This window comes from Stutzerimonas stutzeri (genome assembly GCF_000590475.1).
Lineage (GTDB): Bacteria > Pseudomonadota > Gammaproteobacteria > Pseudomonadales > Pseudomonadaceae > Stutzerimonas > Stutzerimonas stutzeri_D.
This window is the reverse complement of the sequence record NZ_CP007441.1, coordinates 3006221-3030028: the sequence shown is the minus strand read 5'-3', so window position 1 is coordinate 3030028 and position 23808 is coordinate 3006221. Positions and strand designations below refer to the sequence as shown.

Annotated in this window: 17 protein-coding genes, 2 tRNA genes and 1 other RNA gene; 15 read left to right on the top strand and 5 right to left on the bottom strand. The window is 57.8% G+C overall.

Annotated elements, in window-relative coordinates; translation table 11 throughout:
• Positions 1-21: 21 nt before the first annotated feature.
• On the top strand, positions 22-900 hold the full coding sequence (locus CH92_RS13765) for an ATP-binding protein (RefSeq protein WP_025242348.1): 879 nt from the start codon (positions 22-24) through the stop codon (positions 898-900).
• 182 nt (positions 901-1082) lie between these two features.
• Here CH92_RS13765 and CH92_RS13760 read toward each other — a convergent pair whose 3' ends face one another.
• Positions 1083-1766 carry a glutathione S-transferase family protein gene (locus CH92_RS13760; RefSeq protein ID WP_025242347.1) on the bottom strand — a complete coding sequence of 228 codons (684 nt, stop codon included), beginning with the start codon at positions 1764-1766 and terminating at the stop codon, positions 1083-1085.
• Positions 1767-1887: 121 nt separating this feature from the next.
• Positions 1888-2655 (bottom strand): hypothetical protein, encoded by a 768-nt coding sequence (locus tag CH92_RS13755; protein WP_025242346.1) that lies wholly within the window; start codon positions 2653-2655, stop codon positions 1888-1890.
• 211 nt (positions 2656-2866) lie between these two features.
• On the opposite strand from CH92_RS13755, the gene CH92_RS13750 reads away from it, so the two are divergent.
• From CH92_RS13750 to CH92_RS13740, 3 genes are all read left to right on the top strand, one after another.
• Positions 2867-2942, top strand: a tRNA-Glu gene (locus CH92_RS13750).
• A 17-nt stretch (positions 2943-2959) separates the two neighbouring features.
• Positions 2960-3035 (top strand) — tRNA-Gly (locus CH92_RS13745).
• A gap of 345 nt (positions 3036-3380) precedes the next feature.
• Positions 3381-4310: a ZIP family metal transporter gene (locus tag CH92_RS13740; RefSeq protein ID WP_025242345.1), complete on the top strand. Its 930-nt coding sequence runs from the start codon at positions 3381-3383 to the stop codon at positions 4308-4310.
• Between the two features lie 105 nt (positions 4311-4415).
• Here CH92_RS13740 and CH92_RS13735 read toward each other — a convergent pair whose 3' ends face one another.
• Positions 4416-5402 carry an NAD(P)/FAD-dependent oxidoreductase gene (locus CH92_RS13735; RefSeq protein ID WP_025242344.1) on the bottom strand — a complete coding sequence of 329 codons (987 nt, stop codon included), beginning with the start codon at positions 5400-5402 and terminating at the stop codon, positions 4416-4418.
• A gap of 525 nt (positions 5403-5927) precedes the next feature.
• Here CH92_RS13735 and ffs point away from each other — a divergent pair.
• The 3 genes from ffs to efp all read left to right on the top strand — a co-directional run bounded on the left by ffs (position 5928) and on the right by efp (position 7948).
• Positions 5928-6024: signal recognition particle sRNA small type (gene ffs / locus CH92_RS21695), an RNA gene on the top strand.
• 174 nt (positions 6025-6198) lie between these two features.
• Positions 6199-7338: an elongation factor P maturation arginine rhamnosyltransferase EarP gene (gene earP, locus CH92_RS13725; protein ID WP_025242342.1), complete on the top strand. Its 1140-nt coding sequence runs from the start codon at positions 6199-6201 to the stop codon at positions 7336-7338.
• A gap of 43 nt (positions 7339-7381) precedes the next feature.
• A complete protein-coding gene (efp, locus tag CH92_RS13720; protein WP_025242341.1) occupies positions 7382-7948 on the top strand; it encodes an elongation factor P in 567 nt (188 codons plus the stop codon).
• A 279-nt stretch (positions 7949-8227) separates the two neighbouring features.
• Here the strand turns inward: efp and CH92_RS13715 are convergent, their stop codons facing one another.
• Positions 8228-9676, bottom strand: coding sequence for an SLC13 family permease (locus CH92_RS13715; protein ID WP_025242340.1), 1449 nt, complete (start codon positions 9674-9676; stop codon positions 8228-8230).
• 418 nt (positions 9677-10094) lie between these two features.
• On the bottom strand, positions 10095-11444 hold the full coding sequence (locus CH92_RS13710) for a class II 3-deoxy-7-phosphoheptulonate synthase (RefSeq protein ID WP_025242339.1): 1350 nt from the start codon (positions 11442-11444) through the stop codon (positions 10095-10097).
• 116 nt (positions 11445-11560) lie between these two features.
• On the opposite strand from CH92_RS13710, the gene CH92_RS13705 reads away from it, so the two are divergent.
• From CH92_RS13705 to CH92_RS21485, 8 genes are all read left to right on the top strand, one after another.
• Positions 11561-12310 (top strand): spermidine synthase, encoded by a 750-nt coding sequence (locus tag CH92_RS13705; protein WP_025242338.1) that lies wholly within the window; start codon positions 11561-11563, stop codon positions 12308-12310.
• A 509-nt stretch (positions 12311-12819) separates the two neighbouring features.
• The gene (locus CH92_RS13700; RefSeq protein WP_025242337.1) at positions 12820-14481 is read left to right on the top strand and encodes a DEAD/DEAH box helicase; all 1662 of its coding nucleotides are present in this window, start codon (positions 12820-12822) and stop codon (positions 14479-14481) included.
• A 435-nt stretch (positions 14482-14916) separates the two neighbouring features.
• The gene (gene ihfB, locus CH92_RS13695) at positions 14917-15201 is read left to right on the top strand and encodes an integration host factor subunit beta (protein ID WP_003299501.1); all 285 of its coding nucleotides are present in this window, start codon (positions 14917-14919) and stop codon (positions 15199-15201) included.
• A gap of 182 nt (positions 15202-15383) precedes the next feature.
• Positions 15384-16856 (top strand): MBL fold metallo-hydrolase RNA specificity domain-containing protein, encoded by a 1473-nt coding sequence (locus tag CH92_RS13690; RefSeq protein WP_025242336.1) that lies wholly within the window; start codon positions 15384-15386, stop codon positions 16854-16856.
• Positions 16857-16892: 36 nt separating this feature from the next.
• The gene (gene wecB / locus CH92_RS13685) at positions 16893-18026 is read left to right on the top strand and encodes a non-hydrolyzing UDP-N-acetylglucosamine 2-epimerase (protein ID WP_025242335.1); all 1134 of its coding nucleotides are present in this window, start codon (positions 16893-16895) and stop codon (positions 18024-18026) included.
• Entirely contained in the window at positions 18027-19304 is a 1278-nt protein-coding gene (wecC, locus tag CH92_RS13680) for a UDP-N-acetyl-D-mannosamine dehydrogenase (RefSeq protein WP_025242334.1), read from the top strand.
• Between the two features lie 43 nt (positions 19305-19347).
• Positions 19348-20652 (top strand): nucleotide sugar dehydrogenase, encoded by a 1305-nt coding sequence (locus CH92_RS13675; protein ID WP_025242333.1) that lies wholly within the window; start codon positions 19348-19350, stop codon positions 20650-20652.
• Between the two features lie 62 nt (positions 20653-20714).
• Positions 20715-23675, top strand: a complete 2961-nt coding sequence (locus CH92_RS21485; protein ID WP_025242332.1) for a glycosyltransferase — start codon at positions 20715-20717, stop codon at positions 23673-23675.
• Positions 23676-23808: the final 133 nt, after the last annotated feature.

Here is a 23808-nt window from a genome sequence, read left to right as displayed (position 1 = left end):
TGCTCATCATGGAGTCGTTTAATGGATGCCGAGTTGAAAGCCTTTCTGCAACGCGCCGATGCACTGATGGCGCGTCTTGAACCTTTGCTTCCGGCGCCACGTGGTCCAATGGATTGGAGCCGTAGTTTGGCGGCGCGCTGGCACCGCGAGGGGCAGGGCGGCTATTTGCAGCCGCTGAACGTGTCGCTCGACCTGAACCTGGCGGATCTGATCGGTATCGATCGGCAGCGCGAGCTGTTGTCGAACAATACCCGCCAGTTCGTTTCCGGCTTGCCGGCGAACCACGTCTTGCTCTGGGGCGCGCGCGGGACAGGTAAGTCTTCGCTGATCCGCGCGCTACTGGCTGAGCATGCGCCTGCAGGCCTGCGCCTGATCGAAATCGAGCGCGACCATCTGGCAGATCTGCCAAAAGTCGTCGATCAGCTTGCCGGCCAGTCGCAGCATTTCGTGGTGTTTTGTGATGATCTTTCATTCGAGGCGGGAGAGGGCGACTACCGCGTTCTGAAAAGCGTGCTGGACGGCTCTCTAGAGCGTGCCCCGGAAAACGTTCTGCTGTACGCCACATCGAATCGCCGGCATCTGGTGCCTGAGCGTCAGAGTGATAACGAGAACTGGCAGATGATCGACGGCGAACTGCATCCCAACGAAGCGGTGGAAGACAAGATTGCCCTGTCGGATCGCTTCGGCCTTTGGCTGTCGTTCTATCCGTTCAGTCAGGAGCACTATCTGAACGTGGTGCGGCACTGGATTGGCTCTTTGGCCGAGCAGGCCGGGCTGAGTTGGCATTGGGATGATGCGTTAGAGAAGGACGCGATTCGCTGGGCTACCGCGCGGGGCAACCGCAACGGCCGCTGCGCCTATCAATTTGCTCGGCAGTGGGTGGGCATTCGCCTGCTTTAAATGGGCTAGGGCTCGCTGGTGTCTGGCATGCAGCCGCGCAGGGTGCCCTTGATCAGGTTCGGTCCCTGCATAAAGCTATTCGCCGCAGGGCGGCGCACCTCAGATCCAGTGCGCGTCCGCTGTCTTTGGAAGAGGCAGCCCGGGTGAAGCTCTTGCTTTCCGCTAACGCAGGCCCAGCGAAGTCAGTCGGGCTGCATCGCCTTCTTGCCCATTTCAATGAGCTTGGCAGTCATTCGCTGTTCGCTGGGAAGCAGGCTTTGCACCGAGGCGATTGCTTTCACCCGTGCAAAATGTCCTGCCAGCTTCGGCCAGCGATCGGCGTCGATGAGCTCGCCGCCATACTCCATGTTGATCAACTGGCAGGTGAAGGCGATGTCCGCCATCGAGAGTTGATCGCCAACAAAATAAGGTCGCTCGCCCAGCTGCTGTTCGAGATAGTCGAAGTGCGGTGGCAGTTTTTGGTTCAGCGCGGTTTGCACGCCTTCTTCATTGCACGGATGGCCGGCGCTCGGTTTCAGCACGCGGTTGCGGAAAACGCCGAAGGTAGTCAGAGGCGCGAGCTCGTAATCGGCGTATTTCTCCAGCCAGCGAATCCTTGCACGTGCCACTGAGGTGTTTCCGTACAGTCGCGTGGTCTGTTCGTAGGTCTCTTCAAGGTATTGGCAGATCACGCTGGAGTCGGCCAAGCACAACTCTCCGTCCTTCATGGCCGGAATGCGGCCAAGTGGGTTGAGTTGCAGATACCACTCGGGTGGGGTAAACGGCATGACGACTTCGAGCTGATAGTCCAAACCTTTCTCCAGCAGGCAAAGGCGGACTTTGCGAACGAATGGCGACAGGGGGGCACCGAATACGGTCAATGACATTGAGATTCTCCACGACAGGGGCAGCGGGCCGGGTGCGAGGATCAGCATTGCGTGGTTGTATGCAAGATCGCTGGTGCGTCTTGCTGCTTAGGCCACTGCCTGGCTACGTCCCGGCACACGCCTAGTAAATATTGTTCTTTTTCCAGTCATCTTCGCTTTCGAGATTTTTCAAACCATCGGTCAGCTCGCTGGGGTCGTCAAGCTTCGGTTGCTGCTGGGTCTGCTCCAGCTTATTGGCGTGGGCGTAGCTCGCTTCGAGCTGCGCCAACTGGGCCTGATAATCAACCGGGTTAGGTTGCTTGCGCACGTGCTGAATACCCCGTTCGAAGGCCAGACGCGCCTTGTGCGCACTGCCTTGCTGCAGGGCTTGCTGTCCGAGATTGGAGAAATACTCGATGTGCAGCATCACCATCATCCGTTGGATCTGCTGCATCCAGCGTTTGGCAGCTGCCGTATCCAGCTGATTCTGCTTGTTGGCCCAGATGATCTGAGCATGCAGGTCTTCCAGCAGTAAACGTATTTCCTTGGCTTGGGCCTCGGTGACCACCTTTACCGGCGCGTTCTGTAACGGAATTTCCTCGCCCTGGGCAACGGCTCCGCGCAGCGAGTCGACACGAGCGCTGACGGCCGCGTTCTTCTTGTCCAGGGGCAACAGCCGTTCGCCCAGATGTAGTTCCAGGCGCGTCAGCAGCAACTTGAGCGCGGGTGTCATCATCTGGCCAGGAAAACTCTCGGAGAGATTGGCACAGCGGCGCATACGATCAGTGAGCTCGGCTCGCAGGCGAGCCTTTTCCAGATTGTTTTTCTCAACGATCTGGTTGATAACGCCAATTGCTGTTAGTACGAACAGGCCAGCGATGACCAACCCTGCAATCAGAACTGGGGACACGAGACGCACCTCTCTCCGGCGGTTTTATGGCGAGTGTAGAGCGTTAGATGTCAACCTGATAGCTCAATGCGGTTTGCGGATTCAACTCTGAAATTTTTTTCAAATGGCGCTTGACGGCCCTACTTGGGCTCCATAGAATGCGCGCCACTTGCAGCGTGAAGCACATCGCAGACGCTGGAAGCCGGAATGAAAGCTGTAGTTTCCGGGCTGCGTCCCCTTCGTCTAGTGGCCTAGGACACCGCCCTTTCACGGCGGTAACAGGGGTTCGAGTCCCCTAGGGGACGCCATTTTTGTTGTAGATAGCGCGGGAATAGCTCAGTTGGTAGAGCACGACCTTGCCAAGGTCGGGGTCGCGAGTTCGAGTCTCGTTTCCCGCTCCAAATTTGCAGGCGAGAGGCTTAGGCCGATCGCAGGCACAAAAAAAGCGACCTTGAGTCGCTTTTTTTGTGCCTGAAATTCCTGTTCGCTGCCGTTCCATGCGCCCTGAGCCAGCCCCATCTGCAGCATCACTGCCGCTCCGTCCAGGGCCGGCATCCCATTGGACTCGAAGCGATGCATCGGCCGACGCCCCGCATCCAAACTCGGCGAGTCGGTTACGGTCCTATCCATAAGACGCTCGTCGTGCCTTGCGCATAGTGGTGTCCGCGGGCCGCTCGCAGTTTGGCCGCCCGTGCTCTCCATTGATTGCAGCAGGCGACAAAGACATCATTATCGGGGCCTTCATCATGGCAAGCACTCAAAGCGCGGCAGCGACGCTACGCTCGACATGGATCGCGCATGCACAGGCAAAGCCCGTTGTTACATTCGGCTTGGTAGGCACACTTCTAGTCGTACTGTTGTTGTCGATTGCAAGTGGCTATAACGCCTTCCAGAACGGCAACGAGAGTAACGTCCGCTACGCATTGCTCGGTGGTACGGCGGGCTTCGTTGCTACGGCGCTAGGTGCGCTGATGGCAATTGTGCTGAGCAATATATCTACGCGTACCCAGGACAGCATGCTGGGCTTCGCTGCCGGCATGATGCTCGCCGCCAGTTCGTTCTCGCTGATTCTCCCGGGCCTGGCCGCCGCCAGGGAGCTGTTCGGCAGCGGGCCCGCCGCCGCGTTAACCGTGGTGGTGGGGCTCGGCATTGGCGTGCTGCTCATGCTAGGGCTGGATTATTTCACGCCACACGAGCATGAAAGTGCGGGTGCCTTCGGGCCCAATCACCAGCGCATAAGCCGAGTGTGGTTATTCGTGTTTGCCATCATTCTGCACAACATTCCGGAAGGCATGGCAATCGGAGTGAGTTTTGCCAACGGCGACTTGAACGTCGGTTTGCCGCTCACCACCGCGATTGCCATACAAGATATTCCCGAGGGTCTGGCCATTGCGCTGGCCTTGCGAACCACGGGTCTCTCCGCCGGACGCTCGATATTGGTCGCTGCAGCATCTGGCTTGATGGAGCCGTTCGGCTCGTTGGTGGGGCTGGGAATATCCAGTGGTCTGGCCGTCGCTTACCCGATCAGTCTCGGACTGGCTGCCGGTGCGATGATCTTCGTGGTTTCGCACGAGGTGATTCCTGAAACCCACCGCAACGGCCATCAGACCCCGGCAACGGTCGGTCTGATGGGGGGTTTCGCGGTCATGATGTTTCTCGATACCGCGTTGGGCTAGGCTCGGCTCGATATGGTCCTTGAACAGGTTGGTATTATTGCGACGTAGTGATTGTCCCCGGGCCGTCGCTCTTTGGTCGACGGCCTGGGTCGGAACATCTGTCTGCTATAGCTGCTCGAGCAGCCGCCGCGCGGCTTCCTGGCCGCTGAGCCAGGCCCCTTCGACGCGCCCCGAGAGACACCAGTCGCCGCAGGCATACAGCCCAAGGTGGGCGTCGGCCAGCGCGCCCCATTCATGAGACTGGCTCGGGCGTGCGTAGAGCCAGCGATGGGCAAGGGTGAATTCCGGAGCGGGTACCACGCAGTCGATCAGTTCGGCAAACGCGCCGTGTAGATGTTCAATCACCGATTCCCTGGCCATGTCGAGGTGTTGCCGGCTCCAGGCACTACTGGCGTGCAATACCCACAGGTCGAGCGGGTCGTCACGTCCGGGTCTGCTGTGATGGCGGGCCAGCCAGTCGAGCGAGTCGTCCTGAACGAAACAAGCCTCGAGGCTGGTTTCGAGCGGCTTTGCGAAGCCCAGGGCGACGGACCAGGTGGGTTCCATTGCAACACTGGCGGCGACGGCAGCCAGCTTCGGTGCCGAAGCCAATAGCGTGCTGGCCTGGGGCGCCGGAATGGCGACGATCACCTGACTGAACGGACCATGGTTGTTTCCTTCGGCGTCGACGAGCTTCCAATATTCCTCGCCTCGAAAGGCTTCTGTTATACGGCAGTTAAGCTTGACCGGCAGATCGCCAAGCAGCCCGGCGGCAATCGCGCTCATGCGAGGGACGCCTACCCAGCGCAATTGTTCATCCGTCGAAAGCGACAACTGCCCGCTGCGGGACTGGTATAGGTTGGGGGACCATTCGGCGACCCAGCCCTGGGTCTGCCACTGGCGTACGGCCTCGGTGAAGCGCCGGTCGCGTGCGGTGAAATACTGAGTACCGAGGTCCAGATGGCCGGCGTCGCTACGCTTGCTGGCCATGCGTCCGCCCAGGCCGCGGCTCTTATCAAACAGCTGTACGGGTTGTCCGGCCGCATGCAGGGCTTGTGCGGCGGAAAGCCCTGCAATGCCGGTGCCGACGATGGCAATGGGAGCTTTGCTCATGCTTACCTCTTTCGATAGCGCCGCCAGTCTCCGCTGCGCGACAACTGCGCTGGTTCGTTCGGTCCTGGTGCCGTTTCGAGAGCAAACGGCAACGCTGATGCGTTCCCTATCCTCAAACAGACCGTTGGTTTTGCATAGGGGTTCGAGTCGATAGAGGACACATGGCGCGTATATTTTCCTTCGGGCTGACGGGCGGTGGCGAGGCGGGCGGCAACGGTCTGGTTGACGCTGCTCTGGAAGTGAAGGTGCTTCAAGCAGCACCGGGCTATGACTCCCATTCCGGCCGTGCGGTGATGTTCATCGAAAACTGCAGGCTGGTTTTTCGCCGATCTTTCCCGCTGCTTCATTCGCGATGGCGAGCCGCGGCTGTGCCGCGTTGTTCGTCGTGGGTAGAGGCGCTGATCCGGTGCGTTCGTTATGCCTGGCGACTCGATGCGTTAGCGCCTGCATGGATGGTTGTAAGTTGAGAATAAGCCGGTACAATGGCGCCGCTCGCCGCCAGGCGGGCTTTGTTATGGTGGGCCCTGCCGGTCCCCCCGCAACGATCAGCCGTGAACCCGGTCAGGCCTGGAAGGGAGCAGCCGCAGCGGTGACATTGTGTGCCGGGGTGTGGCTGGTAGGGTTCACCTCCATAACGCTATCTATCCCCATCGCCATTATCGCCCTGGTGTCTCATTGGCTCCGGCGAACGCTAGTGCCCGCCGTTTGCGCTCGTGCGGCCACTGAGCCTGTATTCTGCCCCTCAGAGTGCACATCAAAACGCGGTCCGGGCGTTCCTCGCTAAGGAGTAATGGGTTTGTCGGTCAGAGCCAGCTGGGACATCTTCTGCGTCGTCGTAGACAACTACGGCGACATCGGCGTGACCTGGCGCCTGGCGCGGCAGCTGGTCGTCGAGCACGGCCAGCGGGTGCGGCTGTGGGTCGACGACCTGGATACCTTCGCCCGGCTCTGTCCGGGTACCAGCGCTACAGCCAGCCAGCAATGGCACGAAGGCGTCGACGTGCGGCACTGGGCGCCGGACTGGCCGGGCGCCGAGCCTGCGGACGTGGTGATCGAGGCCTTCGCCTGCCAGCTGCCAGCTGCTTATATAGAGGCGATGGCCCGCAACGAACGTCGTGTCCTCTGGCTCAACTTGGAATATCTCAGCGCTGAAGACTGGGTGGTGGGCTGCCATGCGCTGCCGTCGATGCAGCCAGATGGCCTGCACAAGTACTTTTTCTTTCCAGGCTTCGAGCAGGGTACCGGTGGCTTGATTCGCGAAGGCGATCTGTTGGCGCGGCGGGAGGCGTTCCAGAAAGATTCGACGCTGCGTGAAGCCTTTCTGCAGAGCTTCGAGCTGGTCGTGCAACCCGGGGCGCGGTTGATTTCGTTGTTCGCTTACGAAAACCAGGCCGTTGCGCAGTGGCTCGATGCGTTGGCTGCCGATGCACGTGCAACGCAGTTGCTGGTGCCGGAGGGTCGGGTTCTCCGAGATGTTGCGCGCTGGCTGGGTCTGGAAAAGCTGCAAGCTGGTGACCGCCATGCCCGGGGTTCCCTGCAGGTCGCGGTGCTACCGTTCATGACGCAGAACCAGTACGACATGCTCCTCTGGTGCTGCGATTTCAACGCCGTACGCGGCGAGGAATCCTTCATTCGCGCGCAATGGGCGGGTCGCCCGCTGGTCTGGCATATCTATCCCCAGGAGGAAGATGCGCACTGGGACAAGCTCAATGCGTTTTTGGATCTTTATGTCCTCGATCTGTCTCCGCAGGCTACGGTTGCATTGCGTGAATTCTGGCGGGGCTGGAACGATGGCGTTGGCAGTGGCCCCGCTTGGAGCGGCCTGCTGGCACACGAGGCGGAGCTGAAGGCGCACGCAGACAGATGGACCCACAAGCAGGTCGCCAACGGCGACCTGGCCGGAAAGCTGGTGTTTTTTTACACAGATTGGCTATGATACGCGGCCTGTTTTTTGTCTCTAATTCCATTCGGATGTTCGTATGAAAACCGCACAAGAGTTCCGTGCCGGCCAAGTGGCCGTTATCAACGGCGCACCCTGGATTATCCAGAAAGCCGAGTTCAACAAGTCCGGTCGCAACAGTGCCGTGGTCAAGATGAAGCTGAAGAACCTGCTCAACGGTTCTGCGACCGAAACCGTGTACAAGGCTGATGACAAGCTGGAGCCGGTAATTCTCGAGCGCAAGGAAGTAACCTATTCCTACTTCGCTGACCCGCTTTACGTCTTCATGGACGAAGAATTCAACCAGTACGAGATCGAGAAAGACGACCTCGAAGGCGTGATGACCTTCATCGAAGACGGCATGACCGACGTCTGCGAAGCCACTTTTTACAACGACAAGGTGATTTCGGTCGAGCTGCCGAACACTATCGTTCGTGAAATCGTCTACACCGAGCCGTCCGTGCGTGGCGACACCTCCGGCAAAGTCATGAAGACCGCTCGCCTGAAGAACGGTGCCGAGCTGCAGGTTTCCGCCTTCTGCGAAATCGGTGACTCGATCGAGATCGATACCCGTACCGGCGAGTACAAGTCCCGTATCAAGGCCTGATTCAGCCTGCACGGATAACCCGGCCTGACGCCGGGTGACTCGATGACGAACCCCGCCTTGTGCGGGGTTTCGTGTTTCTGAGATGTGAATTTCTTCGGGGCCCGCATCGGTGAACCTTGCTCTTGGTTGCCCGAAAGTTTGCTGTTGCTGCGAGAAGCGCCTCCTGCTGGGCCGGCTAGCACGCCCGCAGCTGTTGTGGGAGGCCCGCCCCCGGGCCGAAGCTTTTTGATCGTTTCGCAGCCCCGGACGCAGGCGTCAAGTGCTGGCGGCTGCGGCGCTTCAACCGCCCCAAATCCATCCCACCAGTAAATAGCAGAGCAATGTAACCAGCACGACCCCGAACAGGTTCAAGGCGAATCCCGCCTGGATCATGGCCTGGATCGGTACTTGACCGGTGCCGAACACGATGGCGTTGGGAGGTGTCGCCACGGGCATCATGAAGGCGCAGCTGGCGGCAACGGCAGCGGGGATCGCCAACATTTCAGGCGACATGCCCTGTGCAACCGCCAGTGCGCCCAGCAAGGGCAGGAAGGCCGCGGCGGTTGCAGTGTTGGAGGTGATCTCCGTAAGAAAGATGATCACCAGCGCGACGAGCCCGATCATCAAGATCAGTGGCAAGGCCTCGAAGGCGCCGAGGCTTCCCGCGATCCATTCGGCCAAACCCGATGCACCAATCACGCCGGCCAGCGACAGGCCTCCACCGAACAGCAGCAACACGCCCCACGGCGCCTTGTTCGCCTGCTCCCAGTCCATCAGAAAGACCCGCTCGCGCAGGTTTACCGGGATCAGGAACAGCACTAGAGCCGCCGCGATGGCGATGCTGGTGTCGTTGACACCCTCTACATAGTCCGCAAGAAACGGCTGCAGGATCCACGCGGCTGCGGCCAGGGTGAACACGATGGCGACCAGTTTCTCCGCTCTAGACATCGGGCCCAGCTCGGCCATCTCCTTTTCCAGCAGACCACGGCTGTCGCCGCCGGCCAGCTTGAAGCCACCGCGCGTCAGCCACCACCAGATGAACATCAGCATACCGATGCTCAGCGGTAGCCCCAGCAGCATCCATTGACCAAAGCCGATCTGCACGTCGTAGTTCTCGCGCATGAATGCTGCCAACAGCGCGTTGGGCGGTGTGCCGATCAGCGTCGCGATGCCGCCCACGCTGGCGGCGTAGGCGATTCCCAGGAGCAGCGCGATGGCAAAACGGCCGCCTTCCTTTTCGTCGCTGCCGGCCACCAGCAGGCCGATGACCGACAGGCCGATGGGCAGCATCATGATGCTTGTCGCGGTGTTGCTGACCCACATGCTGATAAAGGCAGTGGCGATCATGAATCCGGCAATCTGTCGGCTGGGCTGGTTGCCCACGGCCAGCAGTGTCGCTAGTGCGATCCGCCGATGCAGATTCCAGTGCTGCATGGCCAGGCCGAGTACGAAGCCGCCGAAGAACAGGAAGATTGTCGGATTGGCATAGGGCGCAGTGGCCTTGGCCAGTGTGTCGATCCCCAGTAGCGGGATGAGCAGGATTGGCAGCAACGACGTTGCCGGGATCGGGATAGCCTCGGTGGACCACCATATCGCCATCAGGCCGGCCAGGCCCACCGTCAGCCAGGCTTCGTTCGACAGCCCGCCGGGAGGCTCGGTGAGCAGACAGACAAGCAACAGCAAGGGGCCGAGCGCTAGCCCGATCCACGCGGCCAGGGCGGCACCTTTGCTCTGAGATGATTCGGTCATGGCAGGCAATTCCTCTACGACACCGGCGATGAACATCGAGCCGCGCCCCTAATGCGCTCGGCTTCTATAACCGGACCAGGCCCAGAGCCGTTTGTTCGACATGCTACTCAACGCCAACGGACGAGGCGCCCGTACGCTGGGCCGGGCGGCGTACCGCTTCAGCCCATCATTTTCCTGGGCCACGCATTCAGCCCGTAGGGTGGGCTTCAGCCCACATATGTTCAAGCTCACCCATCTTTCGGAACAATACCCGGTGGGCTGAAGCCCACCCTACGGAGGGTAAAGGCTCCGGCGATCACGTCGTCGTGCAACATGAGGTTCTGGCCCTGGCTCATCGATCGAACCGCGTAGGCCGGGCCGGGCGGCGTACCGCTTCAGCCCAGCGTTTTTTCCGGGCTACAGCGCAGCGTAGTAACCATCAGTTCGGCCGCACCTGCTTCAGCGTCTCGGCGATCAAAAATGCCATTTCCAGTGACTGATCGGCGTTGAGCCGCGGATCGCAGTGTGTGTGATAGCGATCGGACAGGCCATCCTCGGTGATCGGGCGCGACCCCCCGATACACTCGGTGACGTTCTGCCCGGTCATTTCGATATGAATACCGCCCGGATAGCTGCCTTCGGCGCGGTGCACCTCGAAAAACTGCCGCACCTCGGCCAGCACCCGTGCGAAATCTCGCGTCTTGTAGCCGCTGGACGCTTTCATGGTATTGCCGTGCATCGGATCGGAGCTCCACAACACCTGACGGCCTTCGCCCTGTACGGTCTGGATCAGGCGTGGCAGCCCTTCCTGGACCTTGTCGGCGCCCATCCGCACGATGAGGTTCAAGCGACCCGGATCGTTATCCGGATTGAGGACGTCGATCAGGCGGATCAGCTCTTCGCTGTCCATGCTCGGCCCGACCTTCACGCCGATCGGGTTACCCACGCCGCGCAGGAATTCCACGTGGGCGCCGTCGAGCTGCCGCGTACGATCGCCGATCCACAGCATGTGCGCGGAGCAGTCGTACCAGCCGCCGCTGAGGCTGTCCTGGCGCACGAAAGCCTGCTCATAATTCAGCAGCAGTGCCTCGTGAGCAGTGAAGAAGTTGGTCTCGCGCAGTTGTGGCGCGTTGTCCATGCCACAGGCACGCATGAATTTCAGCGCCTGATCGATCCGCGCACCCAATTGGTGGTACTTCTCGGCCATCTGCGAATTGGCGATGAAGTCGAGGTTCCATTGATGCACCTGATGCAGGTCGGCAAAACCGCCCTGGGCGAAGGCGCGTAGCAGGTTCAGGCTGGACGTGGACTGGTGATAGGCCTGCAGCAGGCGCTCCGGGTCCGGTACACGGCTTTTTTCATCGAAGCCGATGCCGTTGACGATATCGCCGCGGTAAGCGGGCAGGGTGACACCGTCAATGGTCTCGTTGCCGGAAGAACGCGGCTTGGCGAACTGCCCGGCCATGCGGCCAACCTTGATCACCGGGCAGCCCGCAGCAAAGGTCATCACCACCGCCATCTGCAACAGTACCTTGAAGGTATCGCGGATCTTCGGTGCGGAGAACTCGGCAAAGCTTTCCGCGCAATCGCCGCCCTGCAGCAAGAACGCACGACCCTGGGTGACCTCGGCGAATTGCCGGCGCAGTTCCCGTGCCTCGCCGGCGAACACCAGCGGCGGCAGGCTCGCCAGCGTTTCCTCGACGCGCTGCAGATGCGCGGCGTCCGGGTATTCGGGCTGCTGCTGGATGGGTTTGGTTCTCCAGCTGGTGGGGCTCCAGGCATGGCTCATCGAAGTCGTATCCGTGGCGAAAAAGTGCGTCGATTTTACCTGATGCGCTGCCTCGACGCTGATTGGCCTTGCCAATCAGGCTGGTAAGATGCGCCGATCGGTTTGGAGTGAGCGCAATGGACAAGCAGGAAGTGTTGCTGGCCGAAGTGAAAGACGCGTTCGGTCTGATCCGTGTGCTTGAAGTGGGGGAGTACCGGTTTCTGGAATTCGGCGCGGCGGTCGAGCAGAGCTGTGTCTTTACCCGGGACCCCAGCTGGCTGGAGTACGACTATACGCGCGCCATGCTGATGGGCGGCCTGCTGCACGCGGTGCCGGAAACCGCACTGTTTCTCGGCCTGGGCGCCGGCACTTTGACCCAGGCGTGCCTGCAGTTCCTGCCCCTGGAGGACGTCGAGGCTATTGAGTTGCGTCCGGACGTTCCGGAGCTGGCGATGCGTTACCTGGGCTTGCAGAACGACTCGCGGCTCTATATCCGCATTGGCGATGCGGTGGAACTACTCGATTCGGCCGAAACCGCCGATTTGATCTTCGTCGACCTCTATACGGACGTTGGCCCGGCGGCAGCGCATCTGGCGTGGCGCTTTCTTGAGCGCTGTCAGCAGAAGCTGAATCCGGACGGCTGGCTGATCATCAACCAGTGGGGGACCGACGAAGACAAACCGCTCGGAGCAGCGCTGCTGCGTGGGCTGTTTCATCGCCACTATTGGGAATGCCCGGTGAAAGAGGGCAATGTCGTGCTGTTCGTGCCCGCCGATCTGGAACAGCCCCTTGATTTCGCCGGCTTGCGCGAACGCGCTGCCACCCTGGCGCCGCGCCTGGGTTATTCGCTGGACTCACTCATCGACGCGCTACGCCCGGCGAGCTGAGTGCCAGACCATCTTCTGCATCCCAGCAGCCAAAAGCATCGCCACGGGTCGGGACTCCCACGAAAGGCAGCGGTGCATCCCCGAAACAGCGATGCACCCTGAAACCCGGGGAGGTGCGCCCCGCTGCGAACGGTGCCTGCCTGGCAGCCCAGCAGCCAGAAGCATCGCCCTAGACCGGGCCAGAACAGCCCCCAGCCAAGCAGACGAGCGGGTCCTCACAAAACAGCTCTCCGCCGGTCTCCGAACTTAACCCGCAAGACAAATTACACGCACAGCTTCACAGAATTCCGGTATAGTACGCGCCGGCTGAAACTCAGCCTGCGTTAGGTACTGCAACACACGAAGCGCTGCTTCGGCTGCTGTCCGCTTCTCGCGGCTGTCCTTGACGATTCATCATTCATTACGTTTTCGCAAACCCCGCCGACCAGGCTGCCAGGGTGACCTTCGGGTTTTACATGGCATGCGCAGCCTCGGAACATGGGTCTTTGCGGAGCATCAGGAAAAGACCCATGACCCAGGAAATCGGCGGCTTTGCCGCACTCGGTATTCATCCATCCGTCCTCGCTGCAGTCATCGCAGTGGGCTACGAAGAGCCTTCGGCGATCCAGAGCCAGGCTATCCCGGTAATCCTCGGCGGCCACGACATGATCGGCCAGGCCCAGACCGGCACCGGTAAGACCGCAGCATTCGCGCTGCCCATTCTGTCCAAGATCGACCCGGCCAAGCGTGAGCCACAGGCGCTGATCCTCGCGCCGACTCGCGAACTGGCGCTGCAGGTCGCCACCGCGTTCGAAACCTACTCCAAGCAGATGCCAGGCGTTGGCGTTGTCGCCGTTTACGGTGGCGCGCCGATGGGCCCGCAGCTCAAGGCCATCCGTCAGGGCGCGCAAATCATCGTCGCCACTCCGGGTCGTCTGGTTGACCACCTGAGCCGCAACAGCGCGCTGCTGTCGACCATTCAGTATCTGGTTCTCGACGAAGCTGACGAAATGCTCAAGTTGGGCTTCATGGATGACCTCGAAGTCATCTTCGAGGCCATGCCGGAAAGCCGTCAGAGCGTACTGTTCTCCGCGACCCTGCCGCATTCGATTCGCGCAATCGCCGAAAAGCACCTGCGCGAGCCGCAGCATATCAAAGTCGCCACCAAGACCCAGACCGTCGCCCGTATCGAGCAGGCACACCTGATGGTCCATGCCGACCAGAAGATTGCAGCTGTGCTGCGCCTGCTGGAAGTCGAAGACTTCGACGCGCTGATCGCTTTCGTGCGTACCAAGCAGGCGACGCTGGATCTGGCCGCCGCATTGGAAGCCAAGGGCTACAAAGCCGCTGCACTGAACGGTGACATCGCCCAGAACCAGCGCGAGCGCGTCATCGAGTCGCTCAAGGATGGTCGTCTGGACATCGTCGTCGCTACTGACGTCGCTGCCCGCGGCCTCGACGTTTCGCGTATCACCCACGTATTCAACGTAGACATGCCATACGATCCGGAGTCCTACGTGCACCGTATCGGCCGTACCGGTCGTGCCGGTCGTGAAGGCCGTGCGTTGCTACTGGTTACGCCGCGTGAGCGCCGTATGCTGCAGGTCATCGAACGCGTTACCAACCAGAAGGTTGCCGAAGCTCGCCTGCCGAATGCTCAGCAAGTGCTGGATGCGCGCATCAAGAAGCTCACCAACAGCCTCGCGCCGTTGGTAGCTGATGCAGAAGCCAGCCATGGCGAACTGCTCGACAAGCTGGTAGCTGACATTGGTTGCTCCCCCCGCGCCCTGGCTGCCGCACTGCTGCGTAAAGCCACCAACGGTCAGGCGTTGACCCTGGCGGAAGTCGAAAAAGAGCAACCGCTGGTCCCGACCAGCAGTCCGCGTGAGCGCTCCGATCGTCCCGAGCGCAGCGGCGATCGTGAGCGTCGTGCCCCGATCCCGTTGGCTGAAGGCCGCGCCCGTTGCCGTACCGCGCTGGGTGCCCGTGACGGCATCGCTGCGCGCAACCTGCTCGGCGCCATCCTCAACGAAGGCGGCCTGGCTCGTGAAGACATCGGTCGCATTCAGGTGCGTGACAGCTTCAGCCTGGTCGAGCTGCCGGAAGAAGGGCTGGAACGCCTGCTGGGCAAGCTCAAGGACACCCGCGTCGGCGGCAAGCAGCTCAAGCTGCGCCGCTATCGCGAGGATTGATGCTTTAACCGCAGCGGTACGCGATGAGGCAAAGCCTCGTCAGTTATAAAAAGGGTGGACTTCGGTCCACCCTTTTTTGTATCTGCTATCTGCCAGAACGGTAGGGTGGATCACGCTTCCACCAAGCACGTCGGTCCCGCCGCTGCGGCTTATGGTGGATGAAAAAAGCGTCATCCACCCTACGGTAGTTGCCTGCTTATGCGGTTGGTTGGGCCACGCAAATGAAACCCATCGTCCTCGTAGCCGTACGCGCCGATGACGGAACGGTAGGGGTGGATCGCGTTTCAACGATTCACCAGCACACAGCTAAACGTCCAGAGCCTGCACCAAATCCAAAAACCTGACCCAAACGTTCAGGCTGTTCAAACTCTGAACAACATGCTACAAACGACCGCAACCCAAATGATCTAGCCGCTTGAAAACGAAGGGAAAACCATGACCAAGTCGGAGTTGATCGAGCGTATCGTTACCCAACAAGGGCTGCTTTCGTCCAAGGATGTGGAGCTGGCAATCAAAACCATGCTTGAGCAAATGGCCCAGGCTCTGGCAACCGGGGATCGCATCGAAATTCGTGGGTTCGGTAGTTTTTCCCTCCATTACCGCGCCCCACGCGTCGGCCGAAATCCCAAGACCGGCCAATCCGTCCCTCTCGACGGCAAGTTCGTCCCGCATTTCAAACCGGGGAAGGAGTTGCGGGATCGAGTGAATGAAGACGATTGAGGCGTCGCTCGTTCTTTTTGCTGAATAAGTAAGCCCCCGCCTGCGCCGGCCCAAACACTTCGTTTAAAAAGCCCTTCAACGATTGTTTATTTTTAGGCCCTTACTTGGAGTGGCGGTAAGTGCGTGGCAGAATGCCGGCCTTTTTGCGACCGCATCACATTTCCAGGTTAAAGGACTAACCGATGCTATTCCCGAATATCGTTCATCACGGAGCCGTCAACGGTGTGACCGGCTCGTGCCATGAACTGCATGCTGACGCCGCCAACAGCTATCTGATTGACTGTGGCCTGTTTCAAGGCGCCGATACTTCCAAAGGGGGGCAGGCAGGGCAAGGCAGTCTGAATATCGAGTTTTCCCTGGCTTCCGTGCGTGCATTGATCGCAACGCACGTTCACATCGATCACGTCGGTCGTATCCCTTATCTCCTCGCCGCTGGTTTCGAAGGCCCCATCCTCTGTAGCGAACCTTCAGCCAAGTTGCTGCCAATTGTGCTGGAAGATGCGTTTAAGCTGGGTGTCAGCCGTGACCAGAAGCAGGTTGAGCGCTATATAAAACTGATCGAGCAGCGCATCATCGCTTTGCCATACAAGGCCTGGTTCACGCTGCATGATTCAGACGACCTCGTATGTCGCATTCGCTTGCAGCGGGCGGGCCACATTCTCGGCTCGGCCTATGTTGAGTTCGATCTGGCCTATCCCAAAACAGGGGTAAAAAAGCGCGTCGTCTTTTCTGGTGACCTAGGCGCGCCACATGCGCCATTGCTGCCAGCTCCGAAACCGCCTCATTGCGCAGACATCCTGGTTATCGAAAGCACCTACGGTGATCGTCAGCACGAGAATCGTCGCACCCGGCGGCAGCGACTCGAGAGTGTCATCGAGCAAGCCCTTGAAGACAGCGGCACGGTGCTCATCCCGGCTTTCAGTATCGGTCGCACCCAGGAATTGCTATACGAACTCGAAGAGATCATCCACAACGCGAAAATCAAGTCCGCTCGCAAGGGGGGAAGGTTCAGTCGGGAGGATGAAAGCACTGCACGGCCCGAATTAGAAACCAATTGGCCGGAGCTCCCCATTATCCTCGACTCGCCATTGGCCAGCCGCTTCACTGCAGCCTATCGAGAACTCCAGCCCTTCTGGAATCAGGAGGCCCTCAAGCGTGTACAATCCGGCCGCCGTCCACTGGGCTTTGAACAGTTAATAACGGTAGATAGCCACAGTGACCACCTGCGCATGGTCCAGCACCTCGCACGCACCGCTCGTCCGGCTATCGTAGTTGCTGGCAATGGCATGTGCTCAAGTGGCCGTATCGTCAACTACCTGAAGGCTATGTTGAGCGATTCGAGGCACAACGTACTGTTCGTAGGCTACCAGGCGGCGGGAACGCCTGGTCGGGCCATTCAGTCCTATGGCCCGCAAGGCGGTTATATCGATCTCGAAGGTGAGCGGTTGGACATAAGGGCTGGCATTTCGAGCATTGGCGGCTATTCCGCACATGCCGACCAGGAAGGGTTGGTGACATTTGTAACCGGCATGCGCCGAAGGCCATCTCACATACGCATCGTTCACGGCGAAGAAAAAGCAAAACAAGCACTGGCCGCAAGGCTCGACGCTATTTATCAGAGCAAGCAACAACCGTTGCACCTAGAAATCCCGTAATAAGGCCCTCGCTCCGGCTCAAACTATGGATATGGTATGACAGTCAAAACCCTTTGCGTCTTCGGGACACGGCCGGAAGCGATCAAAATGGCCCCGTTGGCCCTCGCTCTGAATGCCGACCCGCGTTTTGACGCAAAGGTCTGTGTTACCGGGCAGCATAGGCAGATGCTTGATCAGGTACTCGACCTGTTCGATCTGATCCCAGATTTCGATCTGAACATCATGAAGCCCGGCCAGGACCTGTCGGATATCACTAGCGCGATTCTTAAGGGCATGAAGCATGTTTTTTCCGACTTCAAGCCCGATGTGGTGCTGGTCCATGGCGATACCGCCACGACTTTTGCCAGCACGCTTGCCGCTTACTATCACCAGATACCTGTTGCGCATGTCGAGGCTGGGCTGCGAACTGGCAACATGTATTCGCCCTGGCCGGAAGAGGGCAACCGCAAGCTAACAGGCGCGCTCGCCACGCTGCATTTCGCACCCACCGAAACCTCCCGCGAAAATCTGCTGCGCGAGGGCATCACGAATGGCATCGAGGTAACAGGCAATACCGTCATCGATGCGCTGTTGCAGGTGGTGACGAAGCTGCAGAAGGACGTGTTATTGCAGCAGAGCCTCGGTCGGCAATTCGACTTTATTCGCCCCGACAGCCGATTGGTTTTGGTCACCGGGCACCGACGCGAAAGCTTCGGTGGTGGCTTCGAGCGAATCTGCCAAGCGTTGGCCGAGACGGCGACGCATTTTCCGGATATCGAGATTGTCTACCCGGTCCACCTGAATCCGAACGTGAGAGAGCCGGTCAATCGGCTACTCGCAGGCGTCGACAATATCCATTTGATCGATCCGCTGGACTACCTGCCTTTCGTCTACCTGATGAACCGCGCCTATCTGATTCTTACCGATTCAGGTGGCATACAAGAAGAAGCCCCCTCGCTGGGCAAGCCTGTTCTGGTCATGCGTGACACCACTGAACGACCCGAAGCGGTCGAAGCCGGTACCGTAAAGCTTGTGGGTACGGATATAGCAGCGATCACAGGCGGGTTACGTACCCTGCTCACCGATGAGCGCACATATCAGTCCATGGCCTACGCTCATAACCCGTACGGGGATGGCAAGGCGTGCTTGCGGATCATCGACACACTCAATTCCGTGATTAAGAGACAGTAAATGACTTTTGGCACCATTGCCGTAGTCGGGCTTGGCTATATCGGCCTGCCCACGGCAGCTGTATTCGCGTCCCGCAAGCGTAAGGTGATTGGCATCGACGTCAACACCCACGCTGTTGAGACGATAAACCGAGGAGAAGTGCATATCGTCGAGCCTGACCTCGACATGCTTGTGCACGCCGCTGTTAACGAAGGATATTTGCGCGCCACGTCGGTGGCAGAACCCGCGGATGCATTCCTAATCGCAGTACCGACACCGTTTAAGACCAACCACGAGCCCGACCTGTCCTACATCGAATCGGCCAGCAAGGCGATCGCCCCAGTACTTAAGCGGGGGGATCTGGTGGTGCTGGAGTCCACTTCTCCAGTGGGCGCCACCGAGCAGATGGCGGCGTGGCTCGCTGAAGCTCGTCCTGATCTGACCTTTCCGCAAAGCGTAGGTGAAGCCTCGGATATCCGGATTGCTCATTGTCCAGAGCGCGTGTTGCCCGGGCGTGTGCTGAGCGAGCTAGTGCACAATGACAGAGTGATTGGAGGGATGACGTCGCGCTGCTCTGAAGTCGCGGCCAGTCTCTACAAAATATTTGTGGAGGGTGAATGCGTAGTCACAAATGCGCGTACAGCCGAAATGTGCAAGCTGACCGAGAACAGCTTTCGGGACGTGAACATTGCGTTTGCTAATGAACTGTCCATGATCTGCGACAGGCTGGACGTGGACGTTTGGGAGCTGATCCGACTAGCAAACCGGCATCCTCGCGTGGATATATTGCAACCTGGGCCAGGAGTTGGTGGGCACTGTATCGCCGTCGATCCGTGGTTCATCGTCAGCCAGGCGCCGGAGCAGTCACGCCTGATCCGAACGGCGCGAGAGGTAAATGATCATAAGCCCGCCTGGGTGCTCGCCAAGGTAAGAAGTCTCATCGACGATCTGACAGCCTGCACAGGAAAAAAACGCAGCTCCGTCCGCATCGCCTGCCTGGGACTGGCATTCAAGGCGAACATAGATGACCTTCGTGAAAGCCCGGCGTTGGCCATCACGCTGGAACTGGGCCGCCTATATCCGGGCCAAGTCGTCGCTGTTGAGCCCCACAGTGCTTCAAGCCCTGCTCCTCTGCTTGCCGTTGATATTCCACTCGTAGAACTGTCAGTTGCGCTTGAGGCTGACGTACTCGTCTTGCTTGTCGACCATAAAGTTTTTGCAGCCCAAACTCTTCAACTGCGTCAGGACCAGCGTCTGCTGGATACCCGCGGGTTTTTTGGCTGTGCCATATTTTCCTGACCTTACCTCGCATTTGCGCGGGCACACTCACTAGGAGTAAAAAATGAAGCAACAGCTTCTGGATAAGCTAAACAACAAAGATGCCGTCATCGGTATTGTTGGTCTCGGATACGTCGGTCTGCCCCTGGTTCTGCGCTACGCCGAGGTGGGTTACAAAGTCGTCGGATTCGATATTGATCAGTCAAAGATTGACCACATCGCGCAGGGAAAAAGCTACATCGAACACATTCCGGCTTCGGCAATCAGTGCCGCAGTGGATAGAGGTTTCGAAGCAACAACTGACTTCACTCGGGCAAGTGATGTCGACGCGCTTATTCTTTGCGTACCTACTCCGCTGAACAAATACCGCGAGCCTGACCTCAGCTTCGTTCTCGATACGACGGATTCGCTGGTGCCTTACCTGCGTCCAGGCCAGGTCATGTCTCTGGAAAGTACAACTTACCCTGGAACCACTGACGAAGAACTGCTCCCCCGCATCGAGTCTCGTGGCTTCAAGGTGGGGGAGGACGTATTCCTTGTTTATTCACCTGAGCGTGAAGATCCGGGCAACCCGAACTTCACCACTCGTACTATTCCAAAGGTATGCGGTGGTCATACGCCGGCCTGCCAAGAAATCGGAATAGCGCTCTACGGCCAAGTCATCGACCGCGTCGTTCCAGTCTCCAGCACTCGCGCCGCTGAAATGACCAAGTTACTGGAAAATATCCACCGCGCGGTGAATATCGGCTTGGTCAATGAAATGAAGATCGTTGCCGACAAGATGGGCATCGACATTCACGAAGTTATCCGTGCAGCTGCTACCAAGCCCTTCGGCTTCGTTCCGTACTACCCGGGCCCGGGTCTCGGAGGTCATTGTATTCCGATCGATCCCTTCTACTTGACCTGGAAGGCACGTGAGTACGGTCTGCATACGCGCTTTATCGAACTTGCCGGTGAAGTCAACTCCGCCATGCCAGATTACGTGGTCAGCAAGCTGGCCGCAGCGCTCAACCAGCGCAAGAAATCGGTTAACGGCAGCCGGATCCTTGTGCTTGGTATCGCCTACAAGAAGAACGTTGATGACATGCGTGAATCTCCCTCCGTATTCATCATGGAGCGCCTCCGCGATCTGGGTGCGGATGTCCAGTACAGCGACTCCCATGTGCCGGTATTTCCGAAGATGCGTGAACATCAGTTCGACCTGAGCAGCGTTGAACTGAGGGCAGAATCCATTGCCAGCTTCGATGCAGTCCTTATCGCGACGGACCACGATAGTGTTGATTACGAGATGCTGAAGGCAAATGCGCAGCTTATTGTGGATTCGCGTGGGCGCTATCTAGAGCCGGCTGAGACTATTGTCAAAGCCTAAACGAAGTCGATCAGCCCGCGCCTGTATAGTCGTGGGCTTTTGTTTTAACCAGAGGCGTTTCGATGGCAAGTCAGGATCTGATTACGCAGATCGGCGAATTACGCAACTCCCTTCGCAAGGACATGGGTGATTCGGTAAATGACATTCGGCTGAATGCGTTATACCAGAACGTAGAAGACGCGCTACGAAGTGCTCAGCAAGACCAGAATGAAGAACTGGTGCGATCTTTGATCGATTTATTTTGCCATGTGCGGGAGTGCAGTCTTGACGAAGCGAAGTTAAGAAATGCTGGAGTGGATGACAGATGCAAAGCTTTTGGAAAAGAAGCTTGTTCGCTAAAACAGGATCGTGCTTCTGAGCGGCTGCGCTGGTCAGAGCGAAACCAGCTTCTGGAGGCCGGTAACAACGAGCTAACGTTGGAGCTGGAGAGGCTGCAGGGACAGCTGGAGCAGACAGCCCGCGAGCGCGATGCTTTGAGGGTCGAGCTAAGGGGCTTATCCAAGGAATATGCGTCTGTTTACAAATCGTTGGTGTACCAGCTTGGCTTAGCAACTTACCGTCAGACTCGTAGCATTACCGGTTGGATAAAACTTCCACTTGCAATTAAACGGGTCTTGCGTCGTCACGCAGCCAGCGGCAACCACGATGTAATTGAGTACCAGACCCATCCTTCGCAGCGCGTCATGTGGGCGGGAAGTTCAAAAACTGTAGGTTCGCGACAGGCGAAGCCTACCGGTTTTTTTGCTCGCTCTGGCGCACTGCTGAAAACATTCCGACGCGGGAAAAGTGATTCTGTACTCTGGGCGGCCTCGAAGCTAGTCGACGAGGATGGATATCAAGCCGCTATACGGTTCGCGGAAAAGAATGCCGATCACACCCAGCGCCCTGCAATAAACATTCTGCGTGCGAACGCAAGCATGGGCTCTGAAAAGGACTGGATCAAATACATTAACAATTACTTAAAGTCTTTCGGGGTAGCCCCCGTCGATTTGGCTGCAAGTGCAGAATCACGCTTTTTACGTTTGAAGGTCGCTGCCCAACTGGCCTCGGTAGAAGGTTGTCTTGTCACTGTAATTATGCCTTCGTTCAATGCGGAGGCTACTCTCAAGCATGCCGCTGAGTCTATTCTTCAGCAGACCTGGCGTAACGTTGAGTTGATTATTGTTGATGATTGCAGCAGTGATAGCACCTTGGCCCTGGCAGGGGAAATTGCAAAGCGTGATAGTCGAGTTAAAGTTCTTCATAATCCAATTAACGTCGGTCCCTATGTGTCTAAGAACTTGGCTCTTCGGATATCTAGTGGCAGATATATCACTGGACATGATGCAGATGACTGGGCACACCCGGAGCGCCTAGCCAGGCATATGAAGGCTATTTATTCAGATCCGGAGGCACCTAAAGCGAGCCTTTCGGGAATGATTCGAGTTAACGAGTTCGGTGCTGTTACCCGGTTCTCGAAGTTAAGCCCAAATACGCAAGATGGGGTGCTGTCTAGCGCGTTTATCTCTTGCATGTTTGAAGCAAGGTTTCTGAAAGAAGTATTAGGTAGTTGGGAGGAGGTTAAATTTGCGGGCGACAGCGAGCTCATTAGACGGGCCGAGGCTATATTGGGTGGCCAGATTCCACGTTATAACTTTCTAGGCATGATTTGTCTGGATCAAGAGGGTAGCTTGACCAATGATCCTGAGCATGGGCATTCACCGGTCACTGGGGTTTCGCAGTCCCGACTAGCTTTTCGAAAAGAATTTAGTGCGAGGAATGCGAAGGCCACAATAGAAGAGTTGTTTCTCCCGTTTCCTCAGTCGCAGCGGATTCTTGATATACCAACAGCGGTAAGAGTTCCTGCTGAATCAGTGGCGGAGGTAATGAAATACCATGATGATCATTATGGAACGCGAAAGCTGATTTGCGATGTGTGCATAGTGACCGATTTACGCTTCCCCGGCGGAAATGCTTCATCGACTTTGGATGAGGTGAAGTTTTTCACATCAAAAGGAATGGCTGTACGATTAATTCACTGTCCGTCTCTGGTTAGCCAGGGTAAGGAAATCTCTGCGCGTTACGATCAATGGACAGGCCTGATTGATTATTTTCATGCGGTCACTAGCGTAGATGCACATTATCTGATAGTTCGTCACCCTACTGTCGTCTGCTCAGCTGGTTTTGAACAGTTGTTACCTAGACTTAAGGCCGGCTCGGCCATCGTGGTAATTAATAACTCGGTATCAAGGATTAGCGGGAGGGCCGTATATTCTTTCCAGACTTTGAGCGAGAGGGTTCGGTCGTTGAATGCAGGCGTAGTAAAGGTTTTTCCGCTCAGTCCTGCGATTCGTAAAGAGTTGAAGGGTGCTCTGAGCGAAGATCTCCTTGCTGATACTGATTGGAGTCCAAGTTTTGATGCGTCACAGTTCGCGTTCTCTCCGAGGCAAAGCTTTTCTAAGCCTTTTTTGATTGGTCGGCATGGCAGGGATGGCCATGAAAAATGGATTGAGTCTAAGCAGGAGATGAGTTTAGCCTACCCGGAGGATGGAGCCTTTAACATTAGGGTTCTTGGAGGTGCGGATAATGCTTATAAGGTTGTTGGATATAAGCCATCAAACTGGGAAGTATTTTCGTTCGGTGAGATTCCGCCAGAAAAATATCTAGCTGGTATTGATGTCTTTGTTTACTTTCCGCATACGCAACTTAACGAGGCTTTCGGAAGAACGATCATTGAGGCTATTTTTGTTGGGGTGCCGTGTATATTGCCCGAGCGTTTCAGTGAAGTTTTTTCGGAGATGGCGTTTTATTGCCCGCCTGAAAGCGTCCGTTTTCTAGTGGCGCGGTTGGCAGAAAGCCCCGGACATAGGCTTCTTTTTTTATCGGCTGTAAGGGATATTGCGGTCAATAAGTACGAGACAAGCGTGCTGGCAAAACGGCTCGTGGAGGTTGGGCGTGACTCCGCGAGCACATTGAGTCTTAATAGCGTATTGCTTCAATACAAACGATGGGTTGAGACGGGCGAGGGGGAAGGTTTCGAGTAGTTTGTAAATATTTTTATATGTCGAGTTGCATTTTGATTGTTAGTGCGGGCAGTATCTATTCCAGCTACAACTTGATCAATATTCCCTTGCGTTGCGTGCCGCTAGGAGTAAAAAGAAACCCAGCTTCTGGATA

Excerpts from the sequence above, each read along its gene's own strand:
- CH92_RS13765 (WP_025242348.1), top strand. The coding sequence starts at position 22 with ATGGATGCCGAGTTGAAAGCCTTTCTGCAACGCGCCGATGCACTGATG.
- CH92_RS13760 (WP_025242347.1), bottom strand. The coding sequence starts at position 1,766 with ATGTCATTGACCGTATTCGGTGCCCCCCTGTCGCCATTCGTTCGCAAA.
- CH92_RS13740 (WP_025242345.1), top strand. The coding sequence starts at position 3,381 with ATGGCAAGCACTCAAAGCGCGGCAGCGACGCTACGCTCGACATGGATC.
- CH92_RS13735 (WP_025242344.1), bottom strand. The coding sequence starts at position 5,402 with ATGAGCAAAGCTCCCATTGCCATCGTCGGCACCGGCATTGCAGGGCTT.
- efp (WP_025242341.1), top strand. The coding sequence starts at position 7,382 with ATGAAAACCGCACAAGAGTTCCGTGCCGGCCAAGTGGCCGTTATCAAC.
- CH92_RS13715 (WP_025242340.1), bottom strand. The coding sequence starts at position 9,676 with ATGACCGAATCATCTCAGAGCAAAGGTGCCGCCCTGGCCGCGTGGATC.
- CH92_RS13710 (WP_025242339.1), bottom strand. The coding sequence starts at position 11,444 with ATGAGCCATGCCTGGAGCCCCACCAGCTGGAGAACCAAACCCATCCAG.
- CH92_RS13705 (WP_025242338.1), top strand. The coding sequence starts at position 11,561 with ATGGACAAGCAGGAAGTGTTGCTGGCCGAAGTGAAAGACGCGTTCGGT.
- CH92_RS13700 (WP_025242337.1), top strand. The coding sequence starts at position 12,820 with ATGACCCAGGAAATCGGCGGCTTTGCCGCACTCGGTATTCATCCATCC.
- ihfB (WP_003299501.1), top strand. The coding sequence starts at position 14,917 with ATGACCAAGTCGGAGTTGATCGAGCGTATCGTTACCCAACAAGGGCTG.
- CH92_RS13690 (WP_025242336.1), top strand. The coding sequence starts at position 15,384 with ATGCTATTCCCGAATATCGTTCATCACGGAGCCGTCAACGGTGTGACC.
- wecB (WP_025242335.1), top strand. The coding sequence starts at position 16,893 with ATGACAGTCAAAACCCTTTGCGTCTTCGGGACACGGCCGGAAGCGATC.
- wecC (WP_025242334.1), top strand. The coding sequence starts at position 18,027 with ATGACTTTTGGCACCATTGCCGTAGTCGGGCTTGGCTATATCGGCCTG.
- CH92_RS13675 (WP_025242333.1), top strand. The coding sequence starts at position 19,348 with ATGAAGCAACAGCTTCTGGATAAGCTAAACAACAAAGATGCCGTCATC.
- CH92_RS21485 (WP_025242332.1), top strand. The coding sequence starts at position 20,715 with ATGGCAAGTCAGGATCTGATTACGCAGATCGGCGAATTACGCAACTCC.